Source organism: Acinetobacter sp. Colony158 (assembly GCF_019264745.1).
GTDB classification, from domain to species: domain Bacteria; phylum Pseudomonadota; class Gammaproteobacteria; order Pseudomonadales; family Moraxellaceae; genus Acinetobacter; species Acinetobacter ursingii.
Genome location: NZ_CP078523.1, coordinates 531,326 through 552,032, shown reverse-complemented (window position 1 = coordinate 552,032; position 20,707 = coordinate 531,326). Strand labels below are relative to the sequence as shown.

Sequence of the window (20,707 nt, the reverse complement as noted above, 5' to 3'; positions counted from 1 at the left end):
TTTTCAAGCTTTGATCTAGCGTGGTCATGCCATAGTTAGCACCTGTCTGAATAGCAGAGTACATTTGCGCGACTTTATTTTCACGGATTAAGTTACGGATCGCAGGTATCCCGATCATAATCTCATGCGCTGCGACACGGCCACCACCATTTTTCTTCAATAATGTTTGGGAAATAACGGCTTGTAAAGATTCAGATAACATGGCACGAACCATATCTTTTTCTTCAGCAGGGAATACGTCAATTACACGGTCAATGGTTTTTGCAGCAGATGTGGTATGCAATGTACCAAATACCAAGTGACCCGTTTCTGCGGCGGTCAAAGCCAAACGAATGGTTTCAAGGTCGCGCATCTCACCGACAAGGATGATATCAGGGTCTTCACGTAGTGCTGAACGTAGTGCTTCATTAAAGCCATGAGTATCACGATGTACTTCACGTTGGTTAATCAAGCACTTTTTGGATTGATGTACAAATTCGATCGGATCTTCTACGGTTAGAATATGGTCATAGCGATTGTCATTGATATAATCTAGCATGGCGGCAAGCGTAGTTGATTTACCCGAACCCGTTGGGCCTGTAACCAGTACAATACCACGTGGATAATCACAAATATCCTTAAAGATTTGCCCTAAACCCAAATCATCCATGGTGAGAACTTTAGACGGAATGGTACGAAACACTGCACCTGCACCACGATTTTGGTTAAAGGCATTGACACGAAAACGCGCAATGTTTGGAACTTCAAAGGAAAAGTCAGTTTCAAGTTGTTCTTCAAAGTCACGACGTTGTTTATCATTCATAATGTCATAAACAAGACGGTGAACTTCTTTGTGTTCCAGTGCTGGTAAATTAATACGACGGACTTCACCATCGACACGAATCATCGGTGGCATTCCTGCGGAAAGATGTAAATCTGATGCACCGTTTTTAACCGAAAAGGCGAGTAATTCTGTGATATCCATGATTTCCCCTAATATAATGAGTAAGTATCGTTATTTTGTAGAATAATAAGCGTTTCCGAATCGCTTACCAACACTTCAAAGTAAGGTTAAGCAAAAAAAATAACTGAAATGAGAACCCTGTCAATGAATCAGTTTCAACAAGCACGAAATCAGGTCCTGAATCAAATCAAAAATGCCTGTGATTGTGCTCGGCGTGACCCTGCTATGGTACGTTTATTGGCGGTATCTAAAACTCATCCAAGCCAGTCGTTGCGTGAAATGTATCAGTTAGGTCAGCAGTGTTTTGGAGAAAATTATTTACAGGAAGCGCTGGATAAAATTGAAGAATTAAAAGATCTCGATATTGAATGGCATTTTATTGGACATGTACAGCGTAATAAAACTAAGCATCTGGCGGAAAAGTTTGATTGGGTACATGGCGTAGATCGTTTAATCATTGCTGAGCGTTTATCCAGCCAGCGTTTAGATACGCAGCCACCATTAAATTTATGCATTCAAGTCAATATTGATGCGCAAGACTCAAAAGATGGTTGCCAACCAGATGAAGTGTCTGAACTGGTCGCACAAATTAGTCAATTGCCTCATATTCGTCTACGCGGAATTATGGTGATTCCTGCGCCAGATCATTCTCAGGCTTTCATCGATGCCAAAGAATTATTTGAACAGGTAAAGCCTCAACATGTGCAGCCACAGGACTGGGATACTTTAAGTATGGGAATGTCTGGTGATCTGGATGCCGCAATTGCAGCAGGCGCGACAATTGTGCGTATTGGTACGGCTCTTTTTGGCGCACGGGATTATTCAAAATAAAATTTAAAAATGAAGTAAGACCACTTTTAAAGGAATAAATTCATTTATTCGGATGATGAGCGTTGTGTTTGTTTAATTCGATTGAGCTTTTTAATCTAGTTTTAATGGCTCGAACGTATATAAGCATCACGGGCTTTTACGAGAATATAAATGAACCTTTTCCATGTATTTATTTTGGCAGTGATTCAGGGCTTAGCTGAACTTTTGCCTGTTTCCAGTTCTGCGCATGTGATTTTGGCAGAAAAAATCATGGGTTTTGACCCTTCTGCGCCACAGATGACTTTTTTATTGGTGATGCTACATACAGGAACAATGTTTGCTGTAATCGTGTATTTTTGGCGGTCATGGAAAAAAACTTATTTCTCAAACTGGGATGATTTCAAACAGCGTTTCTTCTATGTTTTAATCGCAACCGCAATTACGGGTGTGTTAGGGCTGTTATTGCAAGCTTTAATTAAACATGTATTTTTTGGCGGAGCCAGTGATTTTGAGATTGAACATTTATTTAGTAACTCCAAATTGATGGCAGCAGCTTTAGCTGCGGCAGGGGTTTTAATTATTCTATCTTCACGTTTTGATGGTGGACAACAAGGTGATATCGGTTTATCCAGTGCTATTGTGATTGGGGCAGTGCAAGCTTTATGTTTACCGTTTCGAGGTTTTTCTCGCTCAGGTGCAACGATTTCCACAGCGTTATTTTTAGGTATATCTCGTCAAAAAGCCGAAGAGTTTAGTTTTGCCTTGGCTGTGCTATTAACGCCTGCTGTGATCGCAAAAGAATTATTGCGTTTGGTTCATGCGCAACAGGCAAGTGCGGGAGCTTCCCATTTGGCATTAGGAAGTTTGTTATTACCAAGCTTGTTTGGCATGGTCTTTAGCTTTCTAACAGGTTTACTGGCGCTTAAATGGCTCTCTGCATGGCTGGAACATGGTCGCTGGTATTTATTTGGGATTTATTGTCTGGTGTTTTCAGGTGTGGTTTTAAGCTTGGCTTAAATATTGGAGATCAATACAAGATGAGGGGAATATTTTTCCCTCACTTGAAAAATTAAAAAAACCTTAGACAACTAATCGATATATCATGAACGTAATTAAGATTATGCTCCAACACGCTCAATCAAGGGACTCATAGAAATGAGTTCAATTTCTCCATAAACCGTTGCAAATGGAACATCTTTGGCATCGAGTCCAGTACCTATGCGAACAAACTGATCAATCGGCCCCATACGTGTGGCATCAAAAAGCACCCACTGATTTTCAAGATAAACCTCAAAAATTGCATGGAAATCAGGCTGAGCTTCATAAAAAGGCATATAACCAAATACAAATCGTGCAGGAATATTCAGCGCACGGCAAATCGCAATGCCTAGATGAGCAAAATCACGACATACCCCAGCACGATTAACTAAAATATCACGGGCTGTGGTCGTGCTGTCTGATGAACCTGCTTGGTATAGAATATTATTATAAATCCAGTCACAAATTGCTTGTACACGTGTATAGCCTTTTGGCAAATCAGCAAAAGTATGGTTCACCATTATACCGATCAAATCGGACTCACAAAAACGGCTTGGCGCAAGATAAAATAATGTATCCGAAGGTAAATCTTGAATTTCACATTCTTTTAAAGTCGTGTCACGTTCAGGAATATAAGTTTGAACTTCTGCATTATATTGAACCATTAAATCGCCTTGTGGCGCGTACACACGAATAAGTCGATTTAAACCATTATCACGATGATATTGTTCAAAAGTCAGGTCGGGCTTTAGCTGAAATGATTCATCGACGATCGTCTGCCAGGGATGTTCTGCGATCTGCAATTGAAAAATAAATTGGGTTGCATTTATGACGCGATAATGAAGCTGACAGTTTATTGATAATGTATGCATTTTTTAGGCCAAATTAAATTTTTTATCTCCGCCTAAAAACAAATATTTTCTTGCTTTGATCATTTTTGTTTTTAATCAGAATCATTTTTAAGTTACCAAATTCTTTCTCTTTCACAATGAATGATTCACAAGCAAATAGTAGGGGATATGTAAAGTTTGGACGATGCTTAGCCAATGGAAAGATCATCCCACCACTTCAATTCGACTCGAACCAGAACCGATTGGCTGAACCTGTATTTGTACAGGAATGCGTTCATGCATTTCTTGAATATGCGAGATTAAAACCACTTTACGCCCCTGACTTTGTAATTGATCAAGCGCATTCATGACCATATGCAAAGAAGATGCATCCAGTGTGCCAAAGCCTTCATCAATAAATAAAGATTCGATTTTCATTGAACCAGAAGCCATATTGGCAATGGCAAGTGAAATTGCAAGTGCAGTCAGAAATGATTCACCGCCAGAAAGCGACGCGACAGAACGGATTTCACCATCCATATCATGATCGATAATGGCAAGGCTGAGTGAGTTCTGCAAACGTTTTAAGGTATAGCGCTGTGATAGCATGGCGAGTTGTTGATTGGCATATTCCAGTAAAATATCCAGATTGTACTGCTGTGCCAAATCACGAAACTTTTTACCGTCTCTATCACCCATTAAGCTCGAAATTTTATTCCAGCGATGTTCTTGATGTTGGATCAGTTGAATCTGATCGGCATATTGTTGCTGCTTGGCTAGATTCTGCTGATGTAACTCTAATTTAACTTTATATTGATCACGTTGCTCACCGGTGCTTTGTAACTGACTCAGAGTATCCTGAAGCTGTGTTTTAAGCTGTTCGAGAGCTATTTCGGGTTGCGATTGCAGATGTTCTGCAAGTTGTTCCTGTATCGTTTTCAGTGCTGAATGTGCTTCATTGAGTTGACGTTCAGCCTGCTGCAAGACGATGCGAAGTTGCTGTTCTTCCGAGGTTGAAATGGCCAGCAACTCTACAAATTGTTGTTGTTTAAATGCGGTATGAAGATTTAACCATTGTTCAATTTGACTCTGACATTGCGTTAAATCTTTTTGATTTTGCTCCAAATGTGCATTGAGGCGATCTAATTCACTTTTTTGCTGATCAAAAGTCACTCGTAATTGCTCAAAGCCCTGTTTGAGTTGTTGATAATTTTTTTGTAAATCGTGACGTTGCTGCTCATGTTGTGTGAGCCATTCATTGGCTTTTACACCGGTCTTACCTGTCATCTGTTCAACGAGATGAGTCGCATTTTCACTATTTTGTAGACCTTGTTGTCTCACATGTTCTAGTTGTTGCTTTAACTCAGCCAACTGTTTGTTGTTATATCCAATCTCAGCAATCAATTGTTTAAGTTGTTGCTGTAGTTGATCAGACTGTTGTTGCAATTCTTCACTTGTTTTAAGTTGTTGGACACGCTCCTGCAAGCGATGCAGGATTTTTTCGGCAAGCGTTAAGCTATGCTTTAACCAGTGTTGCTGCTCCTGATCAGTTAAACATTGCACAATATGCTGAACTTGTTGTTGTAATTGTTGAATGGTTTGGAGTTGGTATTGGGTATTCTGGATTCTCTGTTGCAAGGTCTGCTGTTGTTTTTGTGCCTGTTTTAATTGCTGAAGGTCTTGTTCAATCTTTTGTTTGTTGACTAAATTTTTTTCAATAACCAATTGCAATTGGGCTGTTAATTCAGAAGGCGCTTCCGTTAAATTTAAAGATATATCAAGCTGTTGATTTTCTTGAATTAATACGTGTTGTTGTTCGTTAAATTTTTCTTGATTACGAACACAACTACTATTTAATTCCTTAAACCGTGCCTGTATTTGGTTGAGTTGTTGCTGAGTGGTTTGCCATTCATTGAAATGCTGTTGTTCTTTTTGGCTAGCTTGTTGTTCTTGTTGTTGATGTAATTCATATAAGGCTTTAGAGACCAAACTTTCATCATCACGATAAGGATGGTCAATGCTTCCACAGACAATACAAGCTTCGCCTTGTTTTAATGCTGCACGCAAATGTTCGATATTTTCGGTATGCAATAAACGTTGCTGTTGTAACACCTGTTGTAGTTGTTCACGTTCAGTTTTCGCATGATGATAACGTTGTTGTGTCGCTTCAGTTTGTGTTTCAAGCTTTTTCTGGGTTTGACTGGTGTTTTCTAATTCTGCTTGAAGCTGAACAAGTTCTTGTTTGAGCTGAATAAATAATTGGAGTTTATGTTGAACACTTTCAAGTTGATTCAATCGTTCTAACTGCTGGTCTTTGAGTAATTGCTGCTGTTGCAGTTGATCTTCAATCTGCTGAGCATCGCCAAAGCGTTCAATTAAATCCTTAACGGTCTTTTCATCTAGTTGCAATTGTTGCTGAGCTGCTGCAATATCGCCAATGCTATGTTCAATTTTTTTATAATGTTGAATAAATTGACTCAGTTGCTGAATATGAGCCTTTAATCCTTGATCAAGCGGCATAAACTGTTTGCTTTGATCCAATTGAAGCGCCGTTTGGTACAGTCGATCATTAAGCTGTTGCTGTTGTTGTTCAAATTGTTGTTGTTTATTAAATAAAGGCTGTTGCGTAAGTTCCAGATGCTTTAAACGACTTTGGATTTCTTTATATTTTTCTGCAATCGAGTCGCGTTCCAACACATATTTACGCACCTGATTTAATTCAGTTTGATGCTTTTGCTCAAAACTTTGAAATTGTTGTAAGGCTTTTTCAGCCTGATGATAGCGCGCTTGTTCCTGTTCATATTGCACAGTCAAGTTTGAAAAATGTTGTTGCTGCTTTGAAATTTGTGGCTCAAGTTGCTGCTGATGTTTGAGTAACTGCTGTTGTTGAAACACATGTGGTCGTATTTCAGAAAAAATGCTCAACTGTTTTAAACGCTGACGGTCTGCTTCTAAATCCTGATTTACTTTGATGTGTTGATCATAGTGTTGTTGTTTGAGCGTGACGTCATGTTCAAGTTTTTGTCGGCGTTCAAACCATTGTTGCACTTGTTCCAGTTTTGCTTTTTCTGTTTCAAGTTTCTGCTGCTGCTGTTTCGCGCTGTCAAACTGAGTGCATAGTTCAGCGCATTCTTCATCGGAAAGTAATTCAATATGGCCTAAAACATTTTCCAGTTGTTTGCGCTGTTGAGTAATTTCTTTGGTTTTTTCAAATGCGAGCTGACCAATCTTGGCAAAAATACTGGAATTAGTCAGATATTCGAGCAGTTCACCGCGTTCATTATCGCGTGCTTTTAAGAAAGCCGTCACTTCAGATTGTGCTAAGAGTACCGCACGAGTGAATTGTTCAAAACTGAGTTGGGTAATTTGTTGGATATGAACTTCAACCGCTTTAGTTTTGTCTGCAATCACGACGCCATCGGTGAGGCAGGTTAAGGCACGTTGTACACTTTGTAATTTGCCATTGGCATTTTCGCGGGCGCGTTTAATCTCCCAACGAGCTAAATAATGCTTTTGATCCTGTGCAACAAAACAGAGTTCAGCAAAGCCATGTGCCGTCCCACGTCGTAATACCGTAAGCGGGGAGTTGGTTAAAAGTTCTGAACCATCTACATCTAAAAGCTTGCCATCACTGTCTTTGAGCCGAGGAATTTTATTAAACAAAGCCAGACACATGGCATCTAAAATCGTGGATTTGCCCGCACCTGTTTTGCCTACAATGGCAATCAGTCCTGCACTTGCTAAGGGATCACTTTCAAAATCAATAAAATGTTCGCCTGCCAATGATGCTAGATTTTTGAGTCGAATGGATAATATTTTCACGTGAATCCCTTAACTCTGGTGTTGATCTTCAAGTTGCTGCTGGGCTTGAGCGACTAAACTCATAAAGTCTTTTTGAACCTCATCATCTGCGTGATATCCCTTTTTTTCCCAAATTTGTTGAAATAACTTTTCAGGTGTTGGCGGTTCAAGATGAATCTGTTGCTGCTGCTCGGCACTATTTTCGGTGGATAAATATTGGCGCGAAATCCGAACCAGACGATAGCGATCTGGCGGAAGGGCATCCTCAAATTGTTGTCTTAAATTTGGCTGAGGTGGGGTGAGGGTGTGATATTCAATATCGACATATTCACGTTGATCAATGCTTTCAATGACTTCACTGGGTAGTGATTTTAACTGTTGCATGACTTCAGTCAGTTCACCACGAATTTTATGCAATTGAACGCTACGCGGAATTTCCAAAGCCTCAAACTGAAAATATGGACCATCTTTTTGATCGGGATTGACCGTGACCTCAACCACTTGATGTTTGTAGTTGATTTCACTAAAGGAAAGCGGAATAGGTGAGCCACTATAACGAATATGTGTTTGTCCAACTTTTTGCGGTTTGTGTAAATGTCCCAGCGCCACATAATCAATGCCATCTTCAAACAAAGTGGTAGATAACGCTTCTTCATTGCCAATGATAATCGGGCGTTCTGAATCCGAAGTTTCACCACCTTGCATATGGGCATGTGACATCAAAATAATCGCTTGATCGTGCGTTTTACGTCGTTTGGCTTCAGCAATCAGTTGCTCGTGCAAATAGGCAATGGCATTTTGGCTGTTGGTTGTTTGATCATTGAAACCCGTAATTTCAGCAGAACGTAAAAAGGGTAAAGCGATACACCATGCTACGATCTGCTTTTGCTCATCGTAAATGGGCAAAACTAAACGATCCAAATTTAAAGTTTTGTCTTCATTCCAACGAATTACACCCACGGTTTTGGCATTATATTTTTCTAAAAGTGGCTCGACTTGCTCAATCCGATAGCCTGAATCATGATTACCGGCAATAATCAAAGTTTGCATATGCGGTGCAAGTTGATGTGCATCGGCTAAAAATTGATAAAGTTGTTTTTGTGCCTGTGAACTAGGATTGATCACATCGAAAATATCACCAGCAATCAGTAAGGCATGTGGTTGTTTTTGTTTGATTTGCTCAAGTAACCATGTCAGAAATTGTTCATGCTCGTAATGGCGGGAATGGTTATAAAAAAACTGTCCCAAATGCCAGTCGGAAGTATGAAAAAAGCGCACGGTCATCAGTGATGATATTCCTGTTTTTGATTAGAGGATAAGGTAACATAAATCGAACTGCAATTCAGAACGCATCAAAAATCAATCGCATCATGATATTTTTAGACTAAGTTTGATGAAAGAGTAAAAAAAGACAATTCATCCATAATGATGTCAAATTTGATATTTTAGCTTTCATTCACTTGATTTAAAGCTTGATGTAATTGATCCAAAAAATATTGTTGTTTCGGATTATTTTTAAAATATCTTTGATAATTAACACTGCAACTTTCAATATCTGCAATATTTTCTTTATTAAATGACCAATCATCTGTATTTTTTACAGTAATTCCTAAGCTATCGTTACATGACTGCCAAAGTTGATTAAATCTATTTTTTTGCCTGTTAGGCAATCGTTTAAAATCGGCATAAACGGTATAGCCATGCATTTCAGAGTTAAAAAACTTATTGATAGAGGTAATAGGAACACCTCCCCAAAGTATGGTTTGGTCATGTGGGAATTCAATCGCAGTTAGCTTTGTCTCAGACATTAGCCGATCTTGTTTCCCCTGTTTAAAAGGTTGTTCCTGATAAATTAACTTTGTCCCTATTGGAACAGCAATGTTTTTTACAATTTGGGCTTGAGTTGTAATAAAAAAGGGATAGTCTGGAGATGAGTTACCACCCGTAGGATTCATATTTCCTACGCAAGCGGTGAGTAAAGGTAAAAATACAACTGATAAAAATTTAATTTTTATAGACACTTAAACATCCTTTTAATCATCACTATATTGAGTTTGGTTGTTATAAAATAGAGCTCAATAATTGGGATAGGGTAAGCATAAAACAAAAGCTTAAAAAATAAAGACCGACGATTCGAGTGATGATAAATCGTCGGTCAAAAACTTTAAAATATGTCTGGCTGCTAACAAAACATACTCTAAAGGAGATGTCATAATGAAAGGTCACCGAAAATTTGCGGATGCCGTGCAAATACCATTCGGTTGCTGCTGACCTTGTACTCTATATAACGACGCTTCAACCAAAAAGGTTGACAACAAAATGCAAAAAACTTGAAAAAAACTTAAAATAATTTTTTAAATGTTCAATTTGTGATGAAAATGACCAACTTACGCCGTTACTACTTATGGTTTTTTCTTATATGTTTCATAATGACGCTGATCATGGGCGTGATTGCGGCGCTATTACCTCAAGGTGTCGGTGGAATTGTAACGGCTGTGCCTTATTTGGTGGCGGTTATCGCTGTACTTTTTCGATTTTTAAAACAGGAAAAACGCGCACCAAGCCAACAGGAGCGTAAAAAACTAACTTTGGGGTTTTCCCTTATTTTCTGGGGCTATAATTTATTAGGTGTTTTACTGGGGCTAACTATATTTTCGATACGTGATCCAGAAGTTTTTCAAAACTTTGTACTTTATTTACAACAACCGCAATTTATCAGCATCATTTTAATCATGTTTTTGGTGCTGGCGATTCCTTTGTATCTGATTACCTATTGGTTTTATGGCAAACAAGCCCAGCGTATGGCAGCCAAAATGTTTGAATCTAAATAAATCTTGAAGCTTGCCTTTTTGTCGTTTAGCCCATGACCAACTGTTCTGTCTTTAGGCGTTCAGGAGAATATGGTGCTGGGTCGGTTAATGTGGGTTGCTTCAGCATTAACTGAGCTAACAACTGTGCAGAAGCAGGCCCCATACATAAACCATTACGGAAATGACCAACATTCATCCATAGATTGTCTAGATCAGGAACAGCACCAATATAGGGAACACCTGTTGGAGAACTTGGTCGTAGTCCCGCCCATTGTTTGACGATGGGAAATTGAGCCAGTTCAGGCACCATTTCCAGACAGGCATCGATAATATTCTGTTGAGTTTTGGCATCTGGAGTCGTGTCAAAACCACAATTCGCCATACTAGAACCGCAAACAATATGACCATCCTGACGTGGAATCAGATACATGACCTTATTCATACACATGGTAGGAAGCCATTGAGCAGGGGTTTTAAATAGCACCATTTGCCCTTGTACGGGCTGTACAGGAATTTTTAGCTCAAGCTGTTGTTGCCAATGTTGACTCCATGCCCCTGTTGCAATGACAAATTGATCCACTTGTATTTTGTTGCCATGCTGATCTATCGCAGACAGCACTTGTTGGTTTTGAATGTGAAATTTGAAGATTTGAGTCTGTTCAAAAAACTGCACCCGAGGATGCTGCTTTAAATAGCAGATGATAGACTGTAAAAGTCGTGGATTACGCACGTTGGATAATTGCGAAAAATAAATCGCGTGTTGAAATTTTGGATTAATCCACGGATTCACTTGTTCTAAAGCATCATATTCTAGATAGTCAGCCTGTTGCATGGGTTCTTGATAATGGGCTGCATAATTCAGACCAATATCAAAATCATCTTCATCAAAAATCAGCATACCTGTGTCATGGATTTCAAAATCAATACCTGTCATCGGTAGTAATTTTTCATTCCATGTTTGATACATACTTTTGCCATATTGCGCCAGTGTATTAACGGCTTGAGGATAACGCCACGGATACATCGGCGAGAGGATGCCACCTCCTGCCCATGAGGCCGCCTGACCTGATTGTTGCTGATCAAAAATAGAAATCTGACAACCTTGTTCAACCAGTTCCAGTGCGGTGAGTAAACCACTAATTCCTGCACCAATAATGGCAATATGCATGATAACGTTAAACCATTTTAAAAATTCCCCTCTTTATCAAAGAGGGGTTAGGGGAGATTTTATTTCATCTCTTTCAATTTAAGCGCTGCTTCTTCGGCAAAATATGTCCAGATTCCATCTGCACCTGCACGACGACAACACAGTAAAGATTCTAAAATTACGCTATCAGATAACCAGCCATTTTGAATGGCGCCTGCCAACATGGCATATTCGCCACTGACCTGATACAAAAAGGTCGGGACGCCAAAGGTATCTTTTACTTCACGAACAATATCCAGATACGGCATGCCCGGTTTGACAATCACCATATCTGCGCCTTCTTGCAAATCCAGTGCAATTTCATGCAAAGCTTCTGCACGGTTACCAATATCCATCTGGTAGTTGTATTTATTGCCGCCTTTTAAATTGCTGGCAGAACCGACCGCATCTCGAAAAGGTCCGTAAAAACTAGAGGCATATTTGGCTGAATAAGCCATGATGTTGGTATAAATAAAGCCATTTTGTTCAAATGCCTGACGAATCGCCGCAATACGACCATCCATCATGTCACTTGGCGCCACGACGTCTGCGCCCGCAGCCGCATGACTCAAAGCTTGTTTAACTAGACATTCTACGGTTTCATCATTTAGTACATAACCCGTGTCATCGATAATGCCATCCTGACCATGTGTGGTATATGGATCTAAAGCACCATCGGTGATGAGCACCATTTCAGGTAATTCTTTTTTGAGTAATCGACATGTTTCCTGTACCAGACCGTCTTCGCGCCATGCTGCTTCGGCGGTTAAACTTTTGTCCTCTTGTGGTGTGACAGGAAATAAGGCAAGCTTGGATACGCCTAATTCTAAAAGGTGTTCTGCTTTTTTGACGAGTAAATCTGCCGATAAACGCTGAATATTTGGCATACTCGGAATATCTTGACGTTGATTTTGTCCTGGAAGTACAAATACTGGATAAATGAGATGATGCGGCGTCAGTTGAGTTTCGCTGACCATCGCCCGCAGTTGATCATTTTTACGGATTCGACGCATGCGAGTCGCTGGAAATGCAGGACGATTGAACGTATAAGTCATAACAATCTCAAGCCTCAGTATTAACTTGTGGCGTATTGTAGACCCATAATAGGGCATTTGTACAAGCAGAATTGGCTTTAATTTAGATTTGTGAAGATTAGGGAATGTATGACTGAAGCGAAAAAAACATGGACTGGACATATTCAATTAGGCTCAAAAATCGATATTAGCGTGATTCTGAATCAGTTATGTCAGGCATTTAATAGTTCTCCTTTTTTTAAACATAATGCGATGACCATGCGCGTTGTAAATGATGAGATAGAAGCGCATATTGAAATGTTGCCAAATTTGATCGGGAATGTTGCCTTTCAAATTTTACATGGCGGTGTTGCTGCGACAATGTTGGATAGCATCGGCGGAATTGTGGCGATGGGAGAGTTGTATAAACAGACTGAAGCTGAAAATATGGCGGAAACCATCAAGAAAGTTTCACGCTTGGCAACGGTTGATATGCGGGTGGATTATCTAGCCCCTGGACGTGGAGAATACTTTATTGCTAAAGCTGAAGTCCTGCGGTTGGGGCGTAAAGGTTGTACCATGCGAATGACGATGAAAAATAATGAAGACAAAATAATTGCAGTTGGAACAGCATCTTATGCCTATTAAGTAAGTTGATCGATGAGAACAGAGGAGCATCTTTAGAGATGCTTTTTTTATGTGATTTCTTTTGGAAAGTTAGTAAAACTCAGCTTAAGCAAAAATGAACTGATAAGTTATGTTTTTATTATCAGCCTATGATTTTTTTGGTTATTCTTGCTTCATTTGAAAATTAACATTGTCAAAACTATTCTCATTTAAAATTAAGTTCAGATTCAGAACTTAGACTGGTCGATCGAACTGGAAAATTGTGAAATTTCAACCTACAGAATTAGGAATATCCGATGACAAATGCTCAAGATGATGTGCAGGCAACAGAGCAGACAGCATCAACTTCTGATGACGCAATGAAGTCTAAACGCAAAAAACTACTCGGTTATTTTGCCTTGATTGTGATTATTGCCGCCATTTTATATGCGATTTGGACTGTATTTTTTAATCATTCGATCAGCACTGACAATGCCTATGTGGGGGCTGAAAATGCTCAAATCACCTCTATGGTCAGTGGTCAGGTTGCCAAAGTCTTGGTCACTGATACAGCACAAGTCAAACAAGGTGATATTCTGGTTGAAATTGACAATCGAGATGCAACGATTGCTTTGACGCAGGCAAAGGCTGAATTGGCAAAAGCAAAACGTCAATATCAACAAAGTTCAGCCAATAGTAGTTCATTAAGTTCACAAGTTATCGTGCGTGACGATGAAATCAATAGTGCCAAAGCACAGGTTGCCAAAGCACAGGCAGATGTAGACAAAGCCAAACAGGATTATGATCGCCGTGCTTCTCTTGCAGCGACAGGCGCGATTTCCAAAGAAGAACTGACTTCTGCACAAAGCGCATTGCATACGGCGCAAGCCAATTTAAATGTGGCTCAGGCAGGGCTGTCTCAGGCTGAATCTAATCGTAAAGCGGCCATGAGTAACTTGGCTGCCAATGATGCCTTAATTAAAGGTACCGATGAAGACACGCTTCCAGATGTGTTGGTCGCTCAGGCGAAAGTTGAACAAGCACAGCTTGATCTGGATCGTACCGTGATTCGTACGCCAGTCGATGGTGTGGTCGCACGTCGTAATATTCAGGTTGGTCAGCGTGTCGCTCCCGGTACAGTGATGATGAGTGTTGTTCCGATTTCTCAACTGTATGTCGATGCTAACTTTAAAGAAAGTCAGTTGGCTAAAGTCCGCGTGGGACAAACAGCAATCCTGACTTCAGATTTGTATGGTGATGATGTTGAATATCATGGCAAGGTGATCGGCTTCTCGGGCGGAACGGGTGCTGCTTTTGCCTTAATTCCTGCACAAAATGCGACAGGTAACTGGATTAAAGTGGTTCAGCGTTTACCTGTACGGATTGCGCTTGATCCCAAAGAGTTGGCAGATCATCCATTACGAGTGGGTTTGTCAATGGAAGCCAAAGTCGATCTTTCTTCGAAGAAGTAATCTATGAGTGCTCAAAATCAGGCGGCATCACGGACACCTTTTGCCGAGTTAAGTGGTGGTCGTTTGCTGCTTGCAGCATTTGTCATCGCGTTATCTAATTTTATGGTGGTACTCGATACCACTATTGCCAATGTTTCTGTACCGCATATTACAGGAAATCTGGCAGTTTCTTCTTCGCAAGGCACATGGGTGGTGACCTCCTATGCAGTTGCCGAAGCGATTTGTGTTCCATTGACAGGTTGGCTGGCAAGCCGATTTGGTACAGTTCGTGTCTTTGTGATGGGGCTGATTGGTTTTACTATATTCTCATTTTTATGTGGACTCTCGACCAGCCTTGAAATGCTGGTATTGTGTCGTATCGGGCAGGGCTTGTCTGGTGGGCCATTGATGCCGCTCAGTCAAACTTTGCTGATGCGTATTTTCCCACAGGAAAAACATTCTCAAGCGATGGGACTTTGGGCAATGACCACCGTATTAGGCCCGATTCTAGGGCCGATTTTAGGTGGTTTAATCAGTGATAATTTGTCTTGGCACTGGATTTTCTTTATCAATATTCCTGTTGGGATTATTTGTGTGATGGCAGCCATCCGACTGCTATCTGTCGCAGAAACAGATACCGTTCGCTTAAGAATCGATAGTGTTGGCTTATTTCTATTAGTACTGTGGATTGGTGCATTACAGCTCATGCTAGATTTGGGGCATGAACGTGACTGGTTTAATAATACCAGTATTGTCATGCTTGCGTTGACGGCCATTATTGGTTTCATTGTTTTTCTAATCTGGGAAATGACCGATAAACAGCCCGTGGTCAATCTCTGGATCTTTCGGCATCGAGGTTTTACAGTTTCGGTTCTTGCGCTGTCCTTTGGTTTTGGCGCGTTTTTTGGCAGTATTGTCCTGATTCCTCAGTGGTTACAAATGAACCTCGGTTATACCGCAACTTGGGCGGGCTATTTAACGGCAACCATGGGTTTTGGTAGCTTAACCATGTCGCCTATTGTGGCTAAATTGGCAACAAAACATGACCCACGTGCTTTGGCCAGTTTTGGTCTGTTACTACTGGGTGTTGTGACCTTTATGCGAGCCTTTTGGATTACCGATTCAGACTTTATGACTTTGGCTTGGCCGCAGATATTACAAGGCTTTGCTGTGCCATTTTTCTTTATTCCTCTGTCCAATATTGCACTTGCTTCGGTTCTCCCACAAGAGATCGCATCCGCTGCGGGATTGATGAACTTCCTAAGAACCATGGCAGGGGCAATTGGCGCGTCTATTGCGGTCACTATTTGGGATGACCATGCCAAAGTTGCCCGTAGTGAAATGGTCTCGAGCTTACATGTTGAAGAAACCCAAAACACGCTGATTCAGAGTGGTTTTAGTCCTGAAAGCACTTTAGGGATTATTTCTAGTCTAGTGGATAAAGAAGCGATTACTATGTCGGCAAATCATGTGTTTTTGTTATTTGCTTTGGCTTTCATTTTTGCCGGATTAATCATCTGGTTAAGTCCAAAACCGCAGCGCAGTTTACAAGGGCCTGCACCTCATTAAGTGAAGATAGGGAACTTGAGTTCCCTATTTTTATGCGGCTGAATAAATTCTGACTCTGGTCAGTTTCAACTATTTAAAAGATCAAGATTGGATTTGAATATTTAAAATAGAGTCAATAAGCGTATCTAATCCAGTTTGTATGGATGGACTCCATTCAAATGAGCAATTTAAACGAATAGCATGTTGGTTATTTTCTAAAACATTAAAAAGAGCGCTAGGAGCAACCCCAATCTGTTGGGTGATGAGCTGATGGTAAAGCTCCAGACTATTAAGATATAAGGGAAGCTTGATCCAAATAAAGTAACCGCCCGAAAAACTATAAATTTCGCAGCATTGTCCCAAATGCTGTTTTAAATATTGAGTAAAACGTTTTTTGTTCTTTTCCAGACGTCGACGTAACTGACGTAAATGCTTTTCATAATGATGACTCGATACAAATTCAACCAAAGCATTTTGAATCAAGGTATTGGCTGAAATGGTGCTCATCAGTTGCAAATGCTGAATTTGCTCTGAATATTTTCCTGCATAGACCCAGCCTACGCGAAAACCAGCACCTAAGGTTTTTGAAAAAGACGAGCAATGCAAAACCAGATTATTACTGTCAAAATATTTCATAGGAAGCGGCTTATTTAAACCAGAATAAAGTTCCTCATAGACATCATCTTCAATTAAATGGATGTGATATTGATGTAAAAGTTTGGCAATTTTATATTTGAGATCATCACTCACAGTAAATCCAATCGGATTCTGGGCATTTAACATAAACCAGCATACTTTAATTGGGTAATGTTGAATGATTTGTTCAAAGGCTTGCAGGTCAAAACCATGTCTTGGATGTTCTGGCAGCGTAATCACTTTTAAGCCTAAACGTTCTGCGGCTTGCCATGCTCCATAAAAGGTGGTTTGTTGTAATAATATATAGTCGCCCGGTTGAGTCAGCGCCTGTAATGATAAATTCAATGCATCCAGACCACCCGACGTAATCACAATATCATCTGCATCCGTGGCTATTCCTTGCATGGCATAACGTTGGGCAATCATTTTGCGCAAGGCCAGATTTCCTGGTGGAAGATTACTGGTTTGATCATAACTGTTTCGATCTCGTGCCATTTGACTTAAGGTTTGCAGCAGCTTTGCTGGCGTCAGCAGATGATGATCTGGAAAAGCGGAACCAAATGGCACAATATCTTTGGATTGAATCGATTTTAAATACTTAAAGACAAGAGAGTTGATTTCTATTTTAGGATTTAGTGAAACGAGGGGTGTTGCTTGAGGAGTTTGGTTTTTTGACTGTTCAGCAACAAAATAACCTGATTTTTCTCGCGAATAAATAAAACCCTGCGCTTCTAAATCCTGATACGCATTCATCACGGTCATCAAACTAAATCCAGAAATTTCAGCTTGTTCACGTAAAGAGGGCAATTTGCTTTGCGCAGGCCATGTCCCATTTTCAATCAATTGTTTTAAATGCTGCGCCAACTGTTCAGATTTATACATTGCAATGAAAAACACAATCGAAAGAAAGATATAACACTTTAGCGTAGATTCAATCGAAAATGGACTAAAATGGATGTAAAAATATAACAGATTAAGAGAAAAGGCGCTATCTGTTATATTTTTTATAGCTCAATCTGTATCTTACAATCCACCTATTTTCCAAAGACAATAGATTAAAACTCAAGCAGATATACATTTTTAGATTTGATTTACTGTTGAGATGAAATAAAGAGGTGTGATGTGTTCAAAACTGAAGAATTAAATCAACTGTTGAAGATTTTTCCTGAACAGGCACCTTCTCAGAATGTACAACAACAGATTTTAAATCAATATGTTAATCTCGAAGCAACCATCCTACGTGCCAAAGTATTAAGAAGTATGGCGCCTGTAGATTTGACTTATATGATCCAGTCTGCGATTAAACAGGATGATATGAATGTGGCTTATGTTTTTTCGCCCTTCATCTTGGCGAATCTAAACAAAAAAACTATTTATTCAACGCCTTTTACTCCCATGATTCGCGATCTGCTGTCACCATTTTATCAAGTTCATCATCACACTCAAATTCATATTGATCAGACATTGGCGTCCTTAAACCTGTATCTGGATATTTTTGAATATGATGATGATTTAGATTTTGTATTTTTAAAATTGATTCAGGCAATATGTCGTTCAGATACTTCAAAAATATTTATTTTGACGTACTTAAAAATTGATTTAGAAATCTTAAATCAAATGAGTCACTTTTTAAAAGTCAAAATATATGTCATTAAACAACAGGCTGGAGATGCAGCTTTTAGATCGAATCAAATCGATCAGAAAAAATTACTATTTAAAAGAAAAGATGATTTGCATCAAAAGCTTTGCCATGAATTTTCTGAAATAAATGTACCATTAATCATGTTGACGCATGGTTTTAGCCCAAAACAGGCACATCATTTGATAGAAGATATGTTTTATTCGGAGCATATTTTTGAAAAAATTTCAGTCTATGCCGAATATATTCAAACGCAAATTCAAAATGTAAATATGCTGAAGCGTTTAGAAAGTTCTTCGATTTAATTTTATTTTTTAATATTGAGGAGTCTGGTCTCATGTCAAATAATCAATCAAAATTTCCATTTGTGGTCGTAGGAATTAGTATTTTTCTAGGTTGTATGTTCTTATTATTATTTTATTTTGCTGTGAGCCATGAACCTGAATATATGCCATCCCGGCAACAAAAGCAGGCAGTGGTTGAACATCAGTAATTATTTATTAAGTGTTTTATTTTTAATATTTTATTTTGATTTGTTGTTGTGAGTTTAAGTCAGGTCGATCATCATTGAGGTTAATGATATGCAATTTTTAAAGCAAAAAAATAAGGCAAGTTTTGTCTTCTTTATCATTACGTTATATGCCTTTTTAGGTTTTGCTATTGGCTATGTCATTTGGGAATATTTGTTATAAATTTCAAGATAGTACTATTATTTATTTGTTATAAATTATATCACGATGAATTGATTCATTAAAATTTTAACATTTAAATTTTTTTGATCAAAACATTTTTAATAATGCTAACAGGCTGGTTGAGATTGAAGCCTGTTGGCACTATTCATATAAGCGGAATAGACTTCTTTCATTATTTTTTAAAGCCCTTTATTTTTCTTTCATAAGAAGAAATAAAGGGGATTTATGAAATAAGTCTAATAGATAATACTAAATATATTTATTTACACCACGATTATTCATACCGACTCGTTGCTTAATTTGGGCTTGATCAGCATCATAAAGATGATTTAAAAAAACAGGAAGTGTTTTGTCATCAAGTGCAGATGGAGAAAACATTTTAAAGTTCATTTTCTTAAAAAATTTATTAATCTCTGAATTACGTTGTACATATTTCATTGACCAATCTTTAAACTTGGTTTCCTCAATCTCCATAATTTCAAATGAAATAATTTCACAATGGCGTTCATCTTTACAGATGTTAGCAAATAATGCTTCGACGACCTCTTTTTCACCTTGCAAGCATTGAAAAAAAGAGCCATCAGCATAGTAAAGCACGCCGCAAATATCATGACGACTATTAAAATCACGAGCTATGGTCAAAATATCATTCAGATCTTGTAATAGATCTTCTGATTGTAGATTGCGAGTACTCGCATAACATAACTGAATTTTCATAATTGCACATTCCTTAAATAACTTACGTCACATTTCAACTAAAAATGAGCAATAAAGAGTCAATAAAATTTATATCTTATTAATAAATAGAGATTAAATTTAGAGGAGTGGGAGTGACGTATCTCATAATAGTCTGTTTTTCAAAAATTGGCGAATTCTTAAAATTAATTATAATTTAATAAATTGATTTAATTGATTAGATTAACTAAATAATTTTTTTGAGTAATTTGTTATAATTCAAATAATTAATGAGATATATCAATTAAATTAAAATAAATGATAGAAATGAAATTCTTTAAAATATTAATTCATATCCTATTGATAAATATATTAAAAATTAAAATGACTGATCAGTAAATGAACATTTGTAAGCTGTGGATTACACTGCTGTAAGCTATGGATTAAAAAAAGATTCAGGATTAACGATCTAAATCTATAGAAAAATGTCGGTGAACTGATTTGTTTTTTCTTTGACTAAGAGAACTTTGGCTTTTTAGTTTTTAAGATTTTGATGACTTCGAATCGTTTTCCCTGAAGAGAAATCGTTTCACTCACTTTAGCGTGATTAAGCTGTTCCCATGATTCAAATGGAAAAAATTCATAGCTTTCAGCATAAACCCATAACCAATGATGAGTATTCATAAGGGTTTGAGTATTGAAAGTGACATCTTTCACACGAATGATTTGATGTTGATTTTTATCTTCATCTTGAAGAATGATGCGATGATTCTCCATAGATGATGCTCCCTAGAGAATTATTTAGATGATTTGTAGCTGGTATTAATTAATATTAACAAATCTGGGGCTATAAAAATGGATGCTCTGTATAGTTATAGTTTTAAAATTTGTGGAAATTTTACAAAGCTGATGCACATCACCATGCACAGATTGAATGACCATCATTATAATATTGTGATCTAATTCATTTTTAGTTCGGAATGTTCTTAGTTTTTAATAAGGAATGATTTTTTTTATAATTATTTAAAT

Annotated in this window: 19 protein-coding genes; 9 read left to right on the top strand and 10 right to left on the bottom strand. The window is 38.5% G+C overall.

Annotated elements, in window-relative coordinates; translation table 11 throughout:
• Window positions 1-964, bottom strand: a 964-nt coding sequence (locus JR005_RS01900; RefSeq protein ID WP_218665496.1) for a type IV pilus twitching motility protein PilT, incomplete at its 3' end; no start/stop codon positions are given.
• Window positions 965-1,087: 123 nt separating this feature from the next.
• Here JR005_RS01900 and JR005_RS01895 point away from each other — a divergent pair.
• Together JR005_RS01895 and JR005_RS01890 are read left to right on the top strand one after the other, a co-directional pair.
• Window positions 1,088-1,774, top strand: coding sequence for a YggS family pyridoxal phosphate-dependent enzyme (locus tag JR005_RS01895; protein WP_218665495.1), 687 nt, complete (start codon window positions 1,088-1,090; stop codon window positions 1,772-1,774).
• A gap of 150 nt (window positions 1,775-1,924) precedes the next feature.
• Complete coding sequence (locus tag JR005_RS01890; RefSeq protein WP_218665494.1) at window positions 1,925-2,770, top strand: undecaprenyl-diphosphate phosphatase; 846 nt, start codon at window positions 1,925-1,927, stop codon at window positions 2,768-2,770.
• 101 nt (window positions 2,771-2,871) lie between these two features.
• On the opposite strand, the gene JR005_RS01885 is transcribed toward JR005_RS01890, so the two are convergent.
• From JR005_RS01885 to JR005_RS01870, 4 genes are all read right to left on the bottom strand, one after another.
• Complete coding sequence (locus JR005_RS01885; protein WP_218665493.1) at window positions 2,872-3,663, bottom strand: transglutaminase-like domain-containing protein; 792 nt, start codon at window positions 3,661-3,663, stop codon at window positions 2,872-2,874.
• Window positions 3,664-3,846: 183 nt separating this feature from the next.
• Entirely contained in the window at window positions 3,847-7,443 is a 3,597-nt protein-coding gene (locus JR005_RS01880) for an AAA family ATPase (protein ID WP_151837497.1), read from the bottom strand.
• Window positions 7,444-7,452: 9 nt separating this feature from the next.
• Window positions 7,453-8,718 (bottom strand): exonuclease SbcCD subunit D C-terminal domain-containing protein, encoded by a 1,266-nt coding sequence (locus JR005_RS01875; RefSeq protein WP_218665781.1) that lies wholly within the window; start codon window positions 8,716-8,718, stop codon window positions 7,453-7,455.
• A 149-nt stretch (window positions 8,719-8,867) separates the two neighbouring features.
• A complete protein-coding gene (locus tag JR005_RS01870; RefSeq protein ID WP_151837499.1) occupies window positions 8,868-9,443 on the bottom strand; it encodes a hypothetical protein in 576 nt (191 codons plus the stop codon).
• 357 nt (window positions 9,444-9,800) lie between these two features.
• Here JR005_RS01870 and JR005_RS01865 point away from each other — a divergent pair, with 357 nt between their 5' ends.
• A complete protein-coding gene (locus JR005_RS01865) occupies window positions 9,801-10,253 on the top strand; it encodes an ABZJ_00895 family protein (RefSeq protein ID WP_171497965.1) in 453 nt (150 codons plus the stop codon).
• Window positions 10,254-10,278: 25 nt separating this feature from the next.
• Here the strand turns inward: JR005_RS01865 and thiO are convergent, their stop codons facing one another.
• Window positions 10,279-11,400, bottom strand: a complete 1,122-nt coding sequence (gene thiO, locus JR005_RS01860) for a glycine oxidase ThiO (protein WP_151721601.1) — start codon at window positions 11,398-11,400, stop codon at window positions 10,279-10,281.
• Between the two features lie 59 nt (window positions 11,401-11,459).
• Window positions 11,460-12,473, bottom strand: coding sequence for a porphobilinogen synthase (gene hemB / locus JR005_RS01855; RefSeq protein WP_049175285.1), 1,014 nt, complete (start codon window positions 12,471-12,473; stop codon window positions 11,460-11,462).
• A 108-nt stretch (window positions 12,474-12,581) separates the two neighbouring features.
• On the opposite strand from hemB, the gene JR005_RS01850 reads away from it, so the two are divergent.
• The 3 genes from JR005_RS01850 to JR005_RS01840 all read left to right on the top strand — a co-directional run bounded on the left by JR005_RS01850 (window position 12,582) and on the right by JR005_RS01840 (window position 16,057).
• Entirely contained in the window at window positions 12,582-13,079 is a 498-nt protein-coding gene (locus JR005_RS01850) for a thioesterase family protein (RefSeq protein WP_004996002.1), read from the top strand.
• A gap of 275 nt (window positions 13,080-13,354) precedes the next feature.
• Entirely contained in the window at window positions 13,355-14,509 is a 1,155-nt protein-coding gene (locus tag JR005_RS01845; RefSeq protein ID WP_151837500.1) for an HlyD family efflux transporter periplasmic adaptor subunit, read from the top strand.
• A 3-nt stretch (window positions 14,510-14,512) separates the two neighbouring features.
• Entirely contained in the window at window positions 14,513-16,057 is a 1,545-nt protein-coding gene (locus JR005_RS01840) for a DHA2 family efflux MFS transporter permease subunit (RefSeq protein ID WP_218665492.1), read from the top strand.
• An 81-nt stretch (window positions 16,058-16,138) separates the two neighbouring features.
• On the opposite strand, the gene JR005_RS01835 is transcribed toward JR005_RS01840, so the two are convergent.
• Complete coding sequence (locus JR005_RS01835; RefSeq protein WP_218665491.1) at window positions 16,139-17,554, bottom strand: PLP-dependent aminotransferase family protein; 1,416 nt, start codon at window positions 17,552-17,554, stop codon at window positions 16,139-16,141.
• Between the two features lie 240 nt (window positions 17,555-17,794).
• Here JR005_RS01835 and JR005_RS01830 point away from each other — a divergent pair, with 240 nt between their 5' ends.
• The 3 genes from JR005_RS01830 (at window position 17,795) to JR005_RS01820 (ending at window position 19,003) form a co-directional block, all read left to right on the top strand.
• A complete protein-coding gene (locus JR005_RS01830) occupies window positions 17,795-18,616 on the top strand; it encodes a hypothetical protein (RefSeq protein WP_218665490.1) in 822 nt (273 codons plus the stop codon).
• Window positions 18,617-18,648: 32 nt separating this feature from the next.
• The gene (locus JR005_RS01825) at window positions 18,649-18,804 is read left to right on the top strand and encodes a hypothetical protein (protein ID WP_218665489.1); all 156 of its coding nucleotides are present in this window, start codon (window positions 18,649-18,651) and stop codon (window positions 18,802-18,804) included.
• Window positions 18,805-18,892: 88 nt separating this feature from the next.
• The gene (locus tag JR005_RS01820; protein WP_004990935.1) at window positions 18,893-19,003 is read left to right on the top strand and encodes a hypothetical protein; all 111 of its coding nucleotides are present in this window, start codon (window positions 18,893-18,895) and stop codon (window positions 19,001-19,003) included.
• A 249-nt stretch (window positions 19,004-19,252) separates the two neighbouring features.
• Here JR005_RS01820 and JR005_RS01815 read toward each other — a convergent pair whose 3' ends face one another.
• Window positions 19,253-19,720 carry a BLUF domain-containing protein gene (locus JR005_RS01815; RefSeq protein ID WP_004990933.1) on the bottom strand — a complete coding sequence of 156 codons (468 nt, stop codon included), beginning with the start codon at window positions 19,718-19,720 and terminating at the stop codon, window positions 19,253-19,255.
• A 474-nt stretch (window positions 19,721-20,194) separates the two neighbouring features.
• On the bottom strand, window positions 20,195-20,455 hold the full coding sequence (locus JR005_RS01810; protein WP_218665488.1) for a hypothetical protein: 261 nt from the start codon (window positions 20,453-20,455) through the stop codon (window positions 20,195-20,197).
• Window positions 20,456-20,707: the final 252 nt, after the last annotated feature.

Coding starts and splice junctions, on each gene's coding strand:
- JR005_RS01895 (WP_218665495.1), top strand. CDS start 1,088: ATGAATCAGTTTCAACAAGCACGAAATCAGGTCCTGAATCAAATCAAA.
- JR005_RS01890 (WP_218665494.1), top strand. CDS start 1,925: ATGAACCTTTTCCATGTATTTATTTTGGCAGTGATTCAGGGCTTAGCT.
- JR005_RS01885 (WP_218665493.1), bottom strand. CDS start 3,663: ATGCATACATTATCAATAAACTGTCAGCTTCATTATCGCGTCATAAAT.
- JR005_RS01865 (WP_171497965.1), top strand. CDS start 9,801: ATGACCAACTTACGCCGTTACTACTTATGGTTTTTTCTTATATGTTTC.
- thiO (WP_151721601.1), bottom strand. CDS start 11,400: ATGCATATTGCCATTATTGGTGCAGGAATTAGTGGTTTACTCACCGCA.
- hemB (WP_049175285.1), bottom strand. CDS start 12,473: ATGACTTATACGTTCAATCGTCCTGCATTTCCAGCGACTCGCATGCGT.
- JR005_RS01850 (WP_004996002.1), top strand. CDS start 12,582: ATGACTGAAGCGAAAAAAACATGGACTGGACATATTCAATTAGGCTCA.
- JR005_RS01845 (WP_151837500.1), top strand. CDS start 13,355: ATGACAAATGCTCAAGATGATGTGCAGGCAACAGAGCAGACAGCATCA.
- JR005_RS01840 (WP_218665492.1), top strand. CDS start 14,513: ATGAGTGCTCAAAATCAGGCGGCATCACGGACACCTTTTGCCGAGTTA.
- JR005_RS01835 (WP_218665491.1), bottom strand. CDS start 17,554: ATGTATAAATCTGAACAGTTGGCGCAGCATTTAAAACAATTGATTGAA.
- JR005_RS01825 (WP_218665489.1), top strand. CDS start 18,649: ATGTCAAATAATCAATCAAAATTTCCATTTGTGGTCGTAGGAATTAGT.
- JR005_RS01820 (WP_004990935.1), top strand. CDS start 18,893: ATGCAATTTTTAAAGCAAAAAAATAAGGCAAGTTTTGTCTTCTTTATC.
- JR005_RS01815 (WP_004990933.1), bottom strand. CDS start 19,720: ATGAAAATTCAGTTATGTTATGCGAGTACTCGCAATCTACAATCAGAA.
- JR005_RS01810 (WP_218665488.1), bottom strand. CDS start 20,455: ATGGAGAATCATCGCATCATTCTTCAAGATGAAGATAAAAATCAACAT.